The following is a 14695-nucleotide window of genomic DNA, read 5'->3' as shown; positions in this document are numbered from 1 at the left end:
CCTGACGCTCTTCCGCACCACCGTTTCGAAGGGACCGCCCCACCGTGCACGACGACCGCAAACTGGTGGAAGACCGCATCACGCGGTATCTCAGCCACGTTCTCCATCCCGCTCTCCATCCCGAGCGCACCGCGCTGACCGTCAGCGCCTGGCACGTCCCCGGCGAACCCGTGCCGGTGGCCGAGGCTCTCGCCGTACCGGACGCCGACTACCGGCCGTTCGAGATCGGCGAAACGTGGGGCGGTCCCTGGTCCACCACCTGGTTCCGGTTCTCCGGCACCGTCCCGGCCGAGTGGGCCGGACGGCGCGTGGAGGCCGTGTTCGACCTCGGATTCGATCCGAACCGCGGGCCCGGCGGCCAGGCCGAGGGCCTGGTGCACACACTGGACGGCCAGGCCGTGCACGGCCTGCACCCGATGAACCGCGACGTGCTCGTCAGCGCCAGGGCCGAAGCCGGAGCCCCGGTGGAGTTCCTGGTCGAGGCCGCCGCCAACCCCGGCATCGAGAGCGCGCACGGCCGCAACACCCACTTCGGCGACCGCGCCACCGCCGGCGACGCCCCGCTGTACCGGCTGGTCTCCGCCGACCTGGCGGTGCGCGACGACGAGGTCTGGCACCTGATCCACGACGTGGAGGTGCTGGACCAGCTGATGCGCGAGCTGCCGCTGGAGGGCCCGCGCCGGCACGAGATCATGCGGGCCCTGGCCCGCGCCGCCGACGCCACCGACCCGGACGACGTGGCCGGCACCGCCGGCGCGGCGCGCGCCGAGCTCACCGAGGTGCTGTCCCGGCCCGCGCACGCCTCGGCGCACCGGATCAGCGGCGTCGGCCACGCGCACATCGACTCGGCGTGGCTGTGGCCGCAGCGCGAGACGATGCGCAAGTGCGTCCGCACCTTCAGCAACGTGCTGTCGCTCGCCGAGGAGTACCCCGAGCTGATCTTCGCCTGCTCCTCGGCGCAGCAGTACGCGTGGGTCAAGAACTCCCGTCCCGAGCTGTTCGAGCGCATGCGCAAGGCGGTCGGCGAGGGCATCTTCGTGCCGGTCGGCGGCATGTGGGTGGAGGCCGACGGCAACATGCCCGGCGGCGAGGCGCTGGCCCGGCAGCTGGTGTACGGACGCCGGTTCTTCGCCGAGGAGTTCGGCATCGAGCAGGACGGCGTCTGGCTGCCGGACTCCTTCGGCTACACCGCCGCCTACCCTCAGCTGGCCCGGCTGGCCGGCGCGGAGTGGTTCCTGTCGCAGAAGCTGCACTGGAGCGAGACCAACGAGCTGCCGCACCACACCTTCGCGTGGGAGGGCATCGACGGAACCAGGATCCTGACCCACTTCCCGCCGATCGACAGCTACAACGCCGAGTTCACCGGCAAGCAGCTGGCGCACGCGGAGTCCAACTTCCGCGACAAGGGCGGCGCCACGGTGTCGCTGGCCCCGTTCGGCCACGGCGACGGCGGCGGCGGCCCCACCCGCGAGATGCTGGAGCGCGCCCGCCGGCTGCGCGATCTGGAAGGCTCGCCGCGCGTCGAGGTGCAGAACCCCTCGGAGTTCTTCCAGGAGGCCCGCGCGGAATACCAGAACCTGCCGGTCTGGCGCGGCGAGCTGTACCTGGAGTACCACCGCGGCGTGTACACCAGCCAGGCGCGCACCAAGCGCGGCAACCGGCGCTCGGAGGCGCTGCTGCGGGAGGCGGAGCTGTGGTCGGCGACGGCCGCGGTGCGGGCCGGGGCGACTTATCCGCACGAGGAGCTGGACGATCTGTGGCAGCAGGTGCTGCTGCATCAGTTCCATGACATTCTGCCCGGCACCTCGATCGCCTGGGTGCACCGCGAGGCCGAGGCGGTGTACGGGAAGATCCACGCCCGGCTGGAAGCGGTGATCGCGAAGGCCGCCGAGGCGCTGGCCGGTGGCACTGAGACGACTGCTGTGTTGAACGCGGCCGCCCACGACCGGCGCGAGGTGGTCTTGCTGGCGTCCGAACCGGCGGCCGAAGTGCCGTCGCAGGTCCTCGATGACGGCCGGGTCGCAGCATTGGCCGAGGTTCCGGCGCTCGGCCTCGGCGCTCTGCTGCCCGAAGTCGGCGAGCCGGTCGTGGTGACCTCCTCCGACGGCGGTTTCGTGCTGGCCAACGGGATCATCGAGGTGCGCGTCGACTCCGACGGCCTGCTCCGCTCGGTCCGCGACCTCGCCCTCGGCCGCGACGCCATCGCCCCCGGCGGCGCCGGCAACCTGCTCCAGCTGCACCGCGACCAGCCGAACCTGTGGCCGGCGTGGAACCTGGAGCGGCACTACCGCAACGTCCGGACCGATCTCACCGCCGAGCACGGCGCCGCGGCCACGGTGACGCTGGTCGACGAGGGCCCGCTGGTGGCGACCCTGCGCGTCGAGCGGTCGTTCGGCGCGTCGCGGATCACGCAGGACCTGCGCCTGGCCGCCGGTTCGCACCGCCTCGACGTCGTCACCGACATCGACTGGCGCGAGCGCGACGCGGTGCTGAAGGCCGCGTGGGAGCTGGACGTGCACGCCGAGCACACCGACGCCGAGATCCAGTTCGGCCACGTCAGCCGGCCGACGCACGAGAACACCTCGTGGGACGCGGCGCGGTTCGAGGTGTACGCGCACCGCTGGATCCACGTCGGAGAACACGGTTGGGGCACGGCGCTGATCACCGACTCGACCTACGGTTACGATGCTTCGCGTCTGACCCGGCCGGAAGGGGGAAGCACCACGACAGTGCGGCTGACCCTGCTACGTGCGCCGAACTCCCCGGATCCGCAGGCCGATCTCGGGCAGCACCGGTTCTCCTACGCCGTCGTGCCCGGCGCCGACACGCGCGCGGCGCTGGCCGAGGCGCACGCTCTCAACCTGCCGTTGCGCGCGGTTCCGGCGGCCGGCGACAGCGCGCGCCCGCTGGTCACCGTCGACAACCCCGACGTGGTCGTGGAAGCCGTCAAGCTCGCCGACGACCACTCCGGGGACGTGGTGGTCCGCCTCTACGAGTCCCGGGGCGGCCGGGCCGCGGCGCGGCTGGCCGCCGGGTTCCCGGTGGCCGCCGCCTCGGTCACCGACCTGCTGGAGCGGCCGACCGACCCGGCGACCGTCGAGGACGGCGGGCTCGGCCTGACCCTGCGTCCCTTCCAGATCCTCACGCTGCGCCTGACCCCCGGTTCGTCGAATGGGTGAGGAGCCCTCTGCCGGCGCGGCGCCGGGTGCCGACGGGCACTCGGTGCTGCGCCGGTGGGCCGACGGCGACGGCCAGCAGGCGTTGCGCGCTTCGATCGTGCTGCTGGCGGCCGAGGGCCTGCGCAACGCCGACATCGCCCGGCGGCTCGGCGTCTCCCGGCAGACGGTGAGCACCTGGCGCAAGCGGTACGCCGTCGAGGGCATCGAGGGCCTGGTGGACCGGGCCCGCACCGGCCGCCCCTCGGCGGTCGACGAGGGTGAGATCGTGGCCAGCATCCTCACCTCCACCCCGGACGCCCGCACCTCGCGGATGGTGGCCCGGCGTCTGGGCTGCTCGCACACGGTGGTCGCCGAGACCCGGCACCGCTGGAATCTGAGCGGCAGCCGGCTGACCGTCCCGCGGATCCCGGTGACGCCCGCGCTGGAACCGAGCGACCTGTGGCCGGTCGGCCTGCACCTCGACGCCGGATGCACGGTGCTGGTGCTGGCCGGCCGTTCGATCGCCTCGGTCCCACCGGCGTCGTCCGAGCCGGCCGTCGATTCCTATGCGTTGGCGGCGGTCGGGAACGCGCTGGCCGAGGCGACAGCCGCTGCCGAGGCCGAAGCGGCGCGGTCCGGAGCAGGCGGGCCGGGCGGACCCGGCGGACCAACGGGACCAGGGTTACCAGGAGGGTCCGGCGGACCGGCCGGATCGGTTCCGGACGCCGACCGCGTCGGCACCTTCCTGGACGCGGTGCGCCGCACGCATCCGCTGCCGGAGCTGCACGCGGTCGTGCTGCGTGCCGTGCCGAACACCGTGCGGCCGTTACAGATCCAGATCGCCGAGCGCTGCTCCCATCTGGGCATCACGGTCCACCAGCCGCCGGAGCGGACCACCGGGCTCTCGTTCACCCGGGCCGTGCTGGCCCTGGACGCGGCCCGGCATCCGGAGTCCTCCACGCGGGTGCTGCTCGACGTGGCCTCGGTCCTGTCGCGCTATGTCGACAGCGCGGAGCCGGCCCGGGTCCGCTGGATCCGCGAACCGCTCCCGGCGCCGTCGGCCGCGCCGCCGACGCTCCCGCTGTCCGCGTCGGGCCACTCCGGCCCGGCGACCGGCGGCGGGGCCAACCAGATCGACCTCGGCTCGTTCAACGAATGCGTGGTGATCGAGACGGTCCGGCTGGCCGGCCGGATCACCCGCGGCGAGATCGCCGACCGCACGCGGCTCACTCAGCAGTCCGTGTCCCGCATCGCCCGCTCGCTGATCCAGCGGGGCCTGCTCGTCGAGGAACGGCAGCGCCACTCCGCCGTCGGCAAGCCGAGCAGCCCGGTCCGCCTGCGCGACGGCGCCGCGCACGCGCTCGGCATCCACATCGACCCGCACGTGCTGACCGCCGTGCTGGTCGACCTCTCGGGCCGGGTGGTGGCCCGGCGTGCCGAGCCGATCACCTCCGACCCGCGCCCCGGCGCGGTCGTGAACCAGATCGCCGATCTCGGCGAGACCGTGCTCGACCAGGCCGGGCACGGCCGCTGGGAGGAGGGCTTCCTCGGCATCGGGGTGGCCACGCCGGGCCCGGTGGACACCGTGTCCGGCACGGTGCTCGACCCGCCGCTGATGTCGGTGCTGCGCGACGTGCCGCTGCGCACCTTGCTGGAGCGCCGTTTCTCCTGCCGGATCGTGATCGAGAAGGACTGCTCGGCGGCGGCCGTCGGCGAGCGCTGGATCGGCCGCGACAGCCGCGCCTGCGACTTCGTCTACCTGTACCTGGGGACCGGCGTCGGCACCGGGTTGTTCCTCAACGGCGACCTCTACCGCGGCCTGACCGCGAACGCCGGCGAGTTCGGCCAGCTGTGCGCGGTCACGCTCGGCCGGTTCGACGAGTCCGGACGGCCGGAGATCCTGCCCGAGTGCAACCCGGGCAGCTACGCCCCGTCGGACCAGGCCTCGCGCCAGATCGGCCGCCAGCGTGCGAAGCTGACCGTGCAGGAGGCGGCGAAGGCCGTCAGCCGCGGTGTGCTGTCGGTGATCGACCTGCTGGACGTCGGTCTCGTGGTGGTCGGCGGCCCGTTCTTCACCGGCGAGGTGGCCGACGTCTGGCTCACCGAGATCGAGCACGCCGTGAACGCCTACCCCACCGCCCGGCGGCTGCGCCGGATCCGGGTCGAGCGCTCGGTGAACAGCAGCGAGGCGGTCGCGGTCGGCGCCGCATCGACCATCTTCCACTCCACCTTCACGCCGCGGCTGCGCCGCACGCCCTGAGGACCACCGCACTCATGAACGACCTGCGACTGCCTTCCGAAGACCGCGGTCAGTCCCCTTACACCGGCTGGACCCGCGCGCACTGGGAAACGGTGGCCGACCACTGGCTGCTGACCGCCCGCCGCCACGCCTCCGCCACCGGCGGTCTGATCACGCCGCCCGGCAGGCCCTCGGCTGCCGGGATCCGCAGCGACGGCATCGAGGGCTTCGCTCGCAGCTTCCTGATAGCCGCGCCGCTGCTGGCCGGCCGGGAGGCCGATCCGTACCGCCACGCGGACTTCTACGCGCGCGGCCTGGCCGCCGCGATGGCCCCGGACAGCCCCGACCGCTGGGGCAAGGCCATCGGGGTGAACGAGATCAAGCAGTGGAACGGCACCCCGCAGCCGATCGTCGAGGCCGCGAACCTGGCCTTCGGGCTCGCGATCAGCCGCACACGGTTCTGGGACGAGCTGGACGACAAGCTGCGCGACCAGACCGCCGAATGGCTCACTCACCACGCGGTGAAACACGGATCGGACAACAACTGGCTGCTGTTCACGGCCGTCATCGAGGCGTTCCTGGTCTCGGCGGGGTACGACGTCCCGGGCGGCCACGCGCAGGAGGACGTGGAGCTGTTCGAGTCCTGGTACCTCGGCGACGGCTGGTACAACGACGGCCCGATCAGCCCGACCACCCGGCACGGGAACCGGGTGGACCACTACAACTCGTGGGTGATCCATCCGTTCCTGTGGCAGTGGTATCAGCTCTCTGATCAGCCCGCCGAGCGCCGGGAGCGGTATCTGGGGCGGTTGGGTGAGTTCGCTGATTCCTACGCGCTGCTGTTCGCGGCCGATGGTTCGTCGTTGCACCAGGGGCGCTCGCTGACCTATCGGCAAGCTGTGCTCGGCGGGCTGTGGACCGCGGCGTTGGCCGGGGTGGGCAGTGAGGCGGCGGGAGCTACGCGGCGGTTGGCCAGCGGAGTGCTGCGGCGTTTCACGGCGGACTTGGGGGTCGGGGTCGACGGAGCGCCGTCGCTCGGCTGGAGCGCTGAGGAGTTCCTGCCGATGTGCCAGATCTACAGCGGGCCGGGCTCTCCGTACTTCGCGGGGATGGGGTTCCTGGGTCTGGCCGCGCCTGCCGAGCATCCGCTGTGGACCGAGGCGGAGCAGCCACAGCCGGCGGAGCGCGCCGACTGTGTCAGGACCCTGCGGGAGGTCGGCTGGGTGATCCGCTCCGGCGACGGGGTGGTGCAGATCGCGAACCACGCCAGCGACCACGTCGTCGATCCGGACACCGGGAGAGGCGATCCGCACTACGCCTCGCTCGGCTACTCCACGCACACCGCGCCCGGCGTCGGCGACGCGTTCACCGACGGGGTCGATGGGACGTTGGCGCTGGTCGACGAATGGGGGCGCGCGGCGCGGCGTGAGGGGCTGCGCGGGACGGTCACCGGCGAGGGCTGGGCCGCGTCATGGTTCCGGCCGCGGATGGGCGGAGTCGACGTGCCGGCGGCGCGCGTGGTCAGCTTGTCGGTGCTGCATCAGGGTTATGAATTGCGTGCACATCTGGTCACGGCGCCTGCGGGATGGACGGTGCGCGAGGGCTCGTTCGCGGTGGCGGGTGCGCGCAAGCCCTATACCGACGAGTGGGTCACAGACACCGGCGACGGGATTTCGGTGCACGGCGGTGATGTGACCGCGGACCTCGTGCCCCTGCACGGTTGGACCGGTTCGGGCGTGGCCAGGTATCGGGGCGGCAACGCGTTCGGGGAATTCAGCGCCACGCCGTATCTCACGGCCTCGCCGGTGGCGGGGCTGCCGACGGTGTACGTCTCGGCACACCGGCTCGGGCGTTCCAGGAACGGTTCGGTGCCGGTCACGGTCGCGGTGACCGGGGAGTGTCTCGTGGCGGGTTGGAGCGATGGTCGACGCGACGAGTTCGTGCTCGGGGAGTTGTTCGCCTGAGGTTCTTCTCCAAAGTCCTCAGGCCCAGTCGATGCTGCTGTCCACGGTGAGCTCGCGCAGCTCGGCGGATCCGTCGTCCTCGTCGTCACCTTCGGCGGCGAGGACGACGCCGTTCTCCAAGGACGCGTCCTCGCCGAGGATCAGGTCGAAGATGCCCGGCAGCCAGCCGAGAGCTTGCTCGACGGCTTTCAGGGCCACCGCGTTGGGGGGATTGCCGGCCTCGACCCGCGCGATCACCACTTCCGTCACGTACGCCAGACTCGCGAGGTCGGACTGGCTCCAGCCCCTCGCCTCCCGTGCCTTGACGATCATCTTGGCCAGGCGATCGTAGTTCCCGCTCACGACTCCCATCCTGGGGCATGGCGCGGCTCCGTGGTGAGGGGTTGGGGATCAGAGATTTGTCACCTCAGCCGGTCGGGGCGCCCGCCGAGCCGGTCAGCATCGCCTCGGTGCGCTGGATCGCGGGCACCAGCACGCGGTCCTGGTTGCACATGATCGCGACGGTCGTGCCGGTGTCGGGGTAGATGTCGAGCTGGCCTTCGTAGCCGGGAGTGCCGCCGTTGTGGCCGATGAAGCGGACGCCGTTGATCCGCGCGTCTTCGAAGCCGTAGGCATAGGAGTCCTGCGCGGGGCCGCCGGGGCGGTGCACCGTCACCTTGCCGGTGGTGAGCGTGGCGGTCATCGCGGGGTCGAGCAACTGGTGGGTGATCAGTGCTCGGGCGAAGCGGGCGAGGTCGGCGGTGGTGGAGATCGCGCCGCCGGAGGGGTTGCCGATCTGCACGTCACCCGAGTTGTCGCGGAGCGCGGAGGAATCATCAAGTGCGTAGCCGTGGGCCATGCCGGGAACATCCGCGGGACGGTAGACCCGGATGTCGGTGTCGGTCATTCCGGCGGGGGCGAAGACGCGGTCATGGACGTAGCTCGGGTAGGCGGTGCCAGAGGCCTGCTGGACGATCGCGCCGAGGACGATGAATCCCGAGTTGCTGTAAGCGGAACTGCTGCCGGGCGCGAACGACAGCGGGGTCTTGGCGATCTGCGCGATCTGGGCTTCCAGGGTCTCGGGCGGCGGCGTGGGGCCGGCGTGCTGCAGGACGTCTCCCATGCCGGAGGTGTGAGTGAGCAGCTGGGCCACGGTCACGTGATCGGCGATCGCCGACGAGAAGCCCGGAAGGTGCTTGCCGACGGTGTCGTCGAAGGCGACCTTGCCCGCACTCACCAGTTGGCCGATCGCCACGGCCGTGAACATCTTTCCCATGGAAGCGGCACAGAACTTCGTGGTCGGCGTGTTGGCCACGTTCCGGGTGCGGTCGGCCATGCCGAACGCGCCGTCGAGCAGCACCTGTCCCTTCTGCTCCACGCGGACCGCGCCGGAGAACTGCCCGGCAGCGGCTTGCTGACGGAGGTGGTCACCGAACGCGGGCCAGTCAACCGATGATGTGGCCGGGGGTGTGGCCGATGATGTGGCCGATGATGTGGCCGTGGATATGGATGCTTGGGCGGCGGGCTTCCCCGAGCTCGCACCACACCCGGCAACAACGATGGCGGACGACGCGGTCAATGCCCCGCCCAAGAACGATCGACGATTCAAAGTCACAGCGGTTCCCTTCTTGCGGATACTGATGCCGACCGTAAAAGCGCGCATCAGACCCGATCGACCGATCAACCGCAGAGTTGATCGGTCTGCCAGGAGGGAGGACGCGATGAGTGTGCGGCTGGTCTTGGGGCAACAGGACGCCGACCGTTTCGAGTTCGGCAGCTCACCGGGCTCCGAGGCGCTGCGCAGCCTGCATGTGCTGGCGGCGGTGAAGCGCCATCCGCTGCACATCTCGTGGGTATTGGAGATGCGCACGCGGCTCGACGCGCGGCTGAAGAGCGACCTCGACGCCTTCCGGTTCTGGTTCGCCGAACGTCCGCTGGTGCTGCCCGAGATCTGGCCGCCCGGCGAGGTGAACACCTGGCCGGACGACCTGGACCTGCTCCGCAAGGCCCCGGTCGAGGACTTCGCCGAGCCGATGGTGCACGCCGCGCTCGCGCATCGCGGCCGGGCGCGGCGGGTGCCGTGGGAGCGGTTCTGTGGCGATGCGGAGGCGCGGGAGCGTGCGCTGGGTCAGGTCGAGGGTGCGCATGCCGCATCGGCGGCCGTCCTCAGGGAACTGATGGCGGATCCGGAAGGTGTGCGCGAGCGCTTCGCCGATTTTCTGGCCGCGTATTGGGATGCCTGTCTCGCCGCCGACTGGCCGAGTCTGGAAGCACACCTGCACGACGAGATCGCGCGCCGCTTCCAAACCCTGTCGCGGCTCGGACCGGCGGCGATGCTGGCCGACCTGTCCGACCACATCACCGACCACATCACCACAGCGGCCGACGGCAGCGTCACCATCCGCCCGCCGGGCGCCCGCGGCACCGCGGATCCCCTCGACGTCACCCTCGCCGCCAACGACCGCGTGCTCCTCGTGCCGTCGCACTTCATGTGGCCCGAACTGGCCGTCGCCGTGCATCGCGACCGCGACCGCGACCGCGACCGCGATCACGGCGAGACCACGACTGTCGTGCTCTCCTACGCCCTGGCTGGCATGGCCCGCCAGGGCCGCGCGCCGGTGCCCGCCGAGGATCTGCTGGGCCTGCTGCGCGCCGCCGGCGACGCGACCCGCCTGCAGATCCTCGAACTCCTGGCCCGCCGCTCCCGCTCGACCCGGGAACTGGCAGGCCTGATCGGCCTCACCGAGGCGGCTGTGTCCAAGCATCTCAAAGTGCTGCACAAGTCCGGCTGGATCGTCCCGGAACGCCACAGCTACTACGTCTACTACCGCCTCGAACCTGGGGCACGCGACCGCGTCTCCTCAGGCCTGGACCGCTTGCTGGGCAACGGGAACTAGCCCCGGACCGCCCTCTGGTACGCGGCCTAGTGCGGGGAGATCGCCGTCCCGAGGACGTGTGTCTGGATCGGCAAGGGGATCCGGGTCTCGGGGAACTCGAAGCAGTCGAGCTCGGTGACCATGAACCCAGCCGCGACGATCGCGGCCCCGGTGTCGCGCGCGGTGTGACAGCCGCCGGCGACCAGCGGCCAGATCGTCGCGTCCAGCGCGCGCTGCACGCCGCGCATCCCGGCGCCGTCGGACCGGATGTGCTCGAAGAAGCGCAGTGTGCCGCCGGGTCGCAGAACCCTGTCGATCTCCCGCAGCGCGACGCCCTGGTCCGCGACCGAGCACAGCACCAGGCAGGCCACCGCCGCGTCGAAGGAGCCGTCGGGGAACGGCAGCGCCTCGGCGCGGCCCTCGACGACCTCCACCGGCACCGGCACGGACGCCGACCGGGCCGCCTGTTCGGCCAGGGCGCGCAGATCCGGCTCCGGTTCGACCGCGACCACGCGCTTCACCTCGGGCGGATAGTGCGTGAAGTTGAGGCCGTTGCCCGCGCCGACCTCGATGACGTCACCGCTGAGGCCGGCCAGCAGCCGCTCCCGGTGCACGCCGATCCCGGCCTTCTCCAACGAGGGCCCGGCGCACTTCGCATAGATGCGGGCAAAGACCGGATGCTTGATCCTGCCGCTCATCACCGCCTCCTGACGCCTCGCTCCGCCGTCCCCGTCACCTCCTATTCTGCGAGGTGACACGGGTCGAGCGCACGCAGGAGCCCGGGGCGGGCGGATGTGCGGCACGTGCCGCGCTCAGGCGGCCCCTCGCTGGGGGCCTCGGAGCCGCCTGAGCGCGGTGCGGATCCGCCGAGCGGGGCGCGGCGGATCGCGGGGGTTGGTCGTGCCTCAGCCGGCGGCGGGCAGCGCGGCGAGGATCTCCGTCGTGGTCCCGTTCTCGGCCAGCCGCGGGAAGATGCGCTCGACGCTGTTCTGGTGCGCGTCGGCGTTGGAGTCGGTGACCGCGTCGGTGGCGACGGTGACGTGGTAGCCGTGCTCGTGCGCGAAGCGCGCCGTGGACTCCACGCCGATGCTGGTCGCGATGCCGGTCAGGACGATCTGCGTCACGCCGCGGCGGCGCAGGTGCAGGTCGAGGTTGGTGCCGTAGAACGCGGACCAGTTGCGCTTGGTGACCCGGATGTCGCCGTCGTGGCCGTCGAGGTCGGCGATGACCCGGTCCCAGCCCTCGGGGAGCTGCATACCGCCCATCCCCTGGTCGACGCGGCCGGGCATGACGTCCGCGCCGTCTCCGGCGAAGGTCACGTTGACCAGCACGACCGGCAGGTCGCGGGCACGGAAGGCGTTCGCCAGCTCGACGGAGTTCTTGATCACGTCGGTGGTCGGGACCGGGGCGCCGGGCATGGCGGTGATGCCGTTCTGCAGGTCTATGACGACCAGCGCGGTCTTCGGGTCGATGGTGGTGATGGCCACGGGGAGTGCCTTTCCTTGGGACTGGGGAACTACAAAACAGCGGGACTTCAGGACGTCAGGACCTCAGGACGTCAGGACCTCAGGACGAGTCCGAGACCTCGCCGAGCAGCTCCATCGCGATCAGCACCGCGCGGATCTGCTCGGGGGTCCCGTGCTCCGACAGCGCGCGGGCCAGCCACTCCTGCCGCGCGTGCCGCTCGCCCTGGGCCCGGGTCCGTCCGACCTCGGTGAGGCTGATGAGCTGCCGGCGGCCGTCGGTGGGGTCGGGATCGCGCCGGACGAGGCCGGCCTGCTCCAGCGCGGCGACGGTCTTGACCGTCGCCTGATGCGTGACCTGCTCCGCACCGGCCAGCTCGCCGACCGTCGCGGACTCGACCTTGCTCAGCCTGGTCAGCACAGAGGCCTGCGTGGGTGTGAGGCCGGAGTCGCCGGGCAGCGACGTCAGACGTCGGCGCAGCCGCCCGACGACCACGAAGATCTCCATGGCCGCGCGCAACGCCTCTTCGTTCAGGTCGTCAGCACTGGGTCGAAACTCGCTCACTTCTTCAGTCTAGGTAAGCAACTCAGGTTGCGCAACCACAGGTGCGCAGCTCTCCTGACAGAATCATTCGGAGCAACGGATTGGCCGCCGGGCCACCGGACCCTGCCAAATGTGGCTCGTGGTCGACGCGGCGAAGAACGACGACAGGCGGGGCGGCCCCGGACACACCGTGGTGCTGGCCGTGGTCCTGGTGTTCCCGATCCTGAAGGTGGCCTGGACCGTCGGCGGCGGCGACGCGGCCTGGGACGTGCTGGTCGCGCTGGAGCCGAAGAACTGGCTCGACGTGCTGATGGGCATGGTCCGCAACAGCGCGGTCCTGGCGTTCGTGCTGGCGCTGGTGACCTCGCGGATGACGTTCCTGGCGATGGCGGCCCGCGGTGGCCTGCCGCCCGGCGCCGGCCGCCGCACCCTGGCGATCGCCACCGCGATGTCGCTGATCAGCCCGCTGGCCTTCGGCCTGCTGATGACCGTGTTCTTCGACTGGCGCTGGGGCCTGGCCACCGCGGTCGTGGCCTGGCTGCTGCGGCAGGGGGTGGTGATCGAGTACCGCACCGGCCACCGCGGTCACCGGGAGCGCTCGGCGTCGCTGGCGCCCTGGCAGCACCGGCTCATCTCGGCCGAGCGCATCGCCGCGACGCTGCTGGCCGTGGTCGCGCTACCGGTCGCGGCCTTCGCGGTGGCGCTGGACGGCCGGTCCTGGTCCTCGCTGGTGAAGTGCGAGGTCCAGTTCGGGACGACTCAGCAGTCGAACACGCTCATCGAGCTGACGCGCATGGGCGACGGGATCGTCGGGTGGGACCTTGACCGCGCAGAAGTCGCCAACGCACAGGGGTGCGAGAAGGTTGACGACCTCGTGGTCAGGGAGCCCTGGTGGCGGTCGTAGTGCCGTAGTGCCGTAGCCCCCTGGTTCGCTGTTCGTGCTCTCGGGTCAGGAACCGGGCCGGAAGGCCGGGAACCCGGGAGTGTGCGTCACGAACGCCGGCGCCCCCGAGCCGTCGGCGGCGACGGTCACGACCCCGGAGGACGTGGAGAACACGACCGTCTTGCCGTCCGGCGAGATCGCGGGCTTGGTGCAGTCGGTGGTGGCGTTCGGGGTCAGGTCGCGGGGCCCGGCCGGGGTGCCGCCGGTGCTGGTGCCGATCTCCTGAACGAACACGTGCTCGTGGGCTCCGACCCGGCGGATGAACACGACCTCCGGCGTCCCCTCGGAGGTGGACGAGCTGCCGACCAGGACGTAGCCCGGCTCGGCGGCGTCCTTGATCGCCAGGCCGCCCTGCTGGCGCAGGTAGTCGTCACGGACGTACACGTCCGACGCGTTGCCGTTGTCGTACTCGTAGACGGCGCCGCCGAAGTGCCCGCCTCCGGACGGCCAGGTGTTGCCGTTCGCCGGCACCGCCACCGAGCCGTTCCCGGAGTAGCGGTTGAGCGGGAGCTGCTTGGGCTGCGCGTCGTGGGCGGTCGTCGGGACCTCCCACAACGTGCCGCCGCCGACGGTCGAGGCGAAGAAGATGTTGTCCCGCTCGGGGATGTTGCCGTCCTGCGGGTCGGCCTGCGTGGTCTGCCACGTCGGGTGCGACCAGGTCAGACCGCCGGGGTTGTGCGCCGCCTCGACCCGGCCGGAGCCGTCGGCGTTGGCCACCACCAGGTTGCCCGCGCCGTCGATGAAGACCACCCGGCTGCCGTCCGGGGACCAGGACGGGTCGATGACCCGGGTCCCGAAGTCGACGACCCGGCCGTTCATCAGGATCTTGCCGCTGCCGTCGGAGATCGTCACGCCGGTGCCGGCCGTGGCGTTCAGCTGCGACGGGGCCGAGGTCGGCGCGGCCGAAGGGCTCGTCGAGACCCCCGCGCTCGGCGCGCTCGACGCCCCGGCCTGCGGCGCGACCGCCCCGCCGGTGCCGGTCGCGTTCGTCGCGCTCTGACAGCCGCTCACCACGAGCGGGGTCACCAGCGCCGCCGCGCACATCGCCGCGCGGGCCCACATCTTGCTCCCCTGACCAGCCATTTCGGTTCCTCCCCAGTCCCCAATGTGTTGTCTCGCTGGGAAGACGCCCGGATGGGGTGCGGGTTCCACGCCGTGACAGATCTGTGACCAAGGACCGTGCGACGTCTTCGTGCGATCATCGGATATGTGAACTATGACGATCTGGAGGCCGCCGGTCTGCCGTCATTGAAGAACGCCCAGCTGCGCCACATGCGCCAGCTGTTCCTGGCCGTCGTCACCGGCGGTTTCGTGGTGCTGGTGCCGTGGATCGTCTACCTGGCCCTGGTGCTGCCCGACCACCATCCGGAGAACGCCTGGAACGCCGCCTGGGTCGGCTTCGACGTCCTGTTGCTGCTCGGGTTGTTCGTCACCACCTGGGGTGCCTGGCGCCGGCGGCAGTTCGTGGTGGTCTCGTGCGTCTTCACCGCGACGCTGCTGGTGTGCGACGCGTGGTTCGACATCACGCT

Annotated in this window: 11 protein-coding genes; 5 read left to right on the top strand and 6 right to left on the bottom strand. The window is 71.3% G+C overall.

The window, feature by feature from the left end; all coding sequences use genetic code 11:
• Positions 1-44: 44 nt before the first annotated feature.
• Genes ABH935_RS45030 through ABH935_RS45020 form a run of 3 tightly spaced genes read left to right on the top strand, consistent with a single transcriptional unit; the run spans position 45 to position 7361 of the window.
• Complete coding sequence (locus ABH935_RS45030; RefSeq protein WP_370384145.1) at positions 45-3179, top strand: alpha-mannosidase; 3135 nt, start codon at positions 45-47, stop codon at positions 3177-3179.
• Positions 3172-5418, top strand: a complete 2247-nt coding sequence (locus ABH935_RS45025; RefSeq protein ID WP_370384144.1) for an ROK family protein — start codon at positions 3172-3174, stop codon at positions 5416-5418. The genes ABH935_RS45030 and ABH935_RS45025 overlap by 8 nt, the downstream gene beginning before the upstream one ends.
• 14 nt (positions 5419-5432) lie before the next feature.
• Positions 5433-7361 carry a DUF2264 domain-containing protein gene (locus ABH935_RS45020; protein WP_370384143.1) on the top strand — a complete coding sequence of 643 codons (1929 nt, stop codon included), beginning with the start codon at positions 5433-5435 and terminating at the stop codon, positions 7359-7361.
• Positions 7362-7379: 18 nt separating this feature from the next.
• Here the strand turns inward: ABH935_RS45020 and ABH935_RS45015 are convergent, their stop codons facing one another.
• On the bottom strand, positions 7380-7703 hold the full coding sequence (locus tag ABH935_RS45015; RefSeq protein ID WP_370384142.1) for a multiprotein-bridging factor 1 family protein: 324 nt from the start codon (positions 7701-7703) through the stop codon (positions 7380-7382).
• A gap of 64 nt (positions 7704-7767) precedes the next feature.
• Positions 7768-9003, bottom strand: a complete 1236-nt coding sequence (locus ABH935_RS45010) for a serine hydrolase domain-containing protein (protein ID WP_370384141.1) — start codon at positions 9001-9003, stop codon at positions 7768-7770.
• Positions 9004-9061: 58 nt separating this feature from the next.
• Between ABH935_RS45010 and ABH935_RS45005 the strand changes: the two genes are divergently transcribed.
• The gene (locus ABH935_RS45005) at positions 9062-10237 is read left to right on the top strand and encodes a DUF5937 family protein (RefSeq protein ID WP_370384140.1); all 1176 of its coding nucleotides are present in this window, start codon (positions 9062-9064) and stop codon (positions 10235-10237) included.
• Positions 10238-10263: 26 nt separating this feature from the next.
• On the opposite strand, the gene ABH935_RS45000 is transcribed toward ABH935_RS45005, so the two are convergent.
• The 3 genes from ABH935_RS45000 to ABH935_RS44990 form a co-directional block, all read right to left on the bottom strand.
• The gene (locus ABH935_RS45000) at positions 10264-10914 is read right to left on the bottom strand and encodes a class I SAM-dependent methyltransferase (RefSeq protein WP_370384139.1); all 651 of its coding nucleotides are present in this window, start codon (positions 10912-10914) and stop codon (positions 10264-10266) included.
• 207 nt (positions 10915-11121) lie between these two features.
• Complete coding sequence (locus tag ABH935_RS44995) at positions 11122-11703, bottom strand: hydrolase (RefSeq protein WP_370384138.1); 582 nt, start codon at positions 11701-11703, stop codon at positions 11122-11124.
• Between the two features lie 79 nt (positions 11704-11782).
• Positions 11783-12244, bottom strand: coding sequence for a MarR family winged helix-turn-helix transcriptional regulator (locus tag ABH935_RS44990; RefSeq protein ID WP_370384137.1), 462 nt, complete (start codon positions 12242-12244; stop codon positions 11783-11785).
• A 109-nt stretch (positions 12245-12353) separates the two neighbouring features.
• Here ABH935_RS44990 and ABH935_RS44985 point away from each other — a divergent pair, with 109 nt between their 5' ends.
• Entirely contained in the window at positions 12354-13127 is a 774-nt protein-coding gene (locus tag ABH935_RS44985; RefSeq protein WP_370384136.1) for a hypothetical protein, read from the top strand.
• 45 nt (positions 13128-13172) lie between these two features.
• On the opposite strand, the gene ABH935_RS44980 is transcribed toward ABH935_RS44985, so the two are convergent.
• A complete protein-coding gene (locus ABH935_RS44980) occupies positions 13173-14249 on the bottom strand; it encodes a hypothetical protein (RefSeq protein WP_370384135.1) in 1077 nt (358 codons plus the stop codon).
• Positions 14250-14695: the final 446 nt, after the last annotated feature.

This window comes from Catenulispora sp. GAS73 (genome assembly GCF_041262085.1).
Lineage (GTDB): Bacteria > Actinomycetota > Actinomycetes > Streptomycetales > Catenulisporaceae > Catenulispora.
This window is presented reverse-complemented; position numbering and strand designations above follow the sequence as displayed.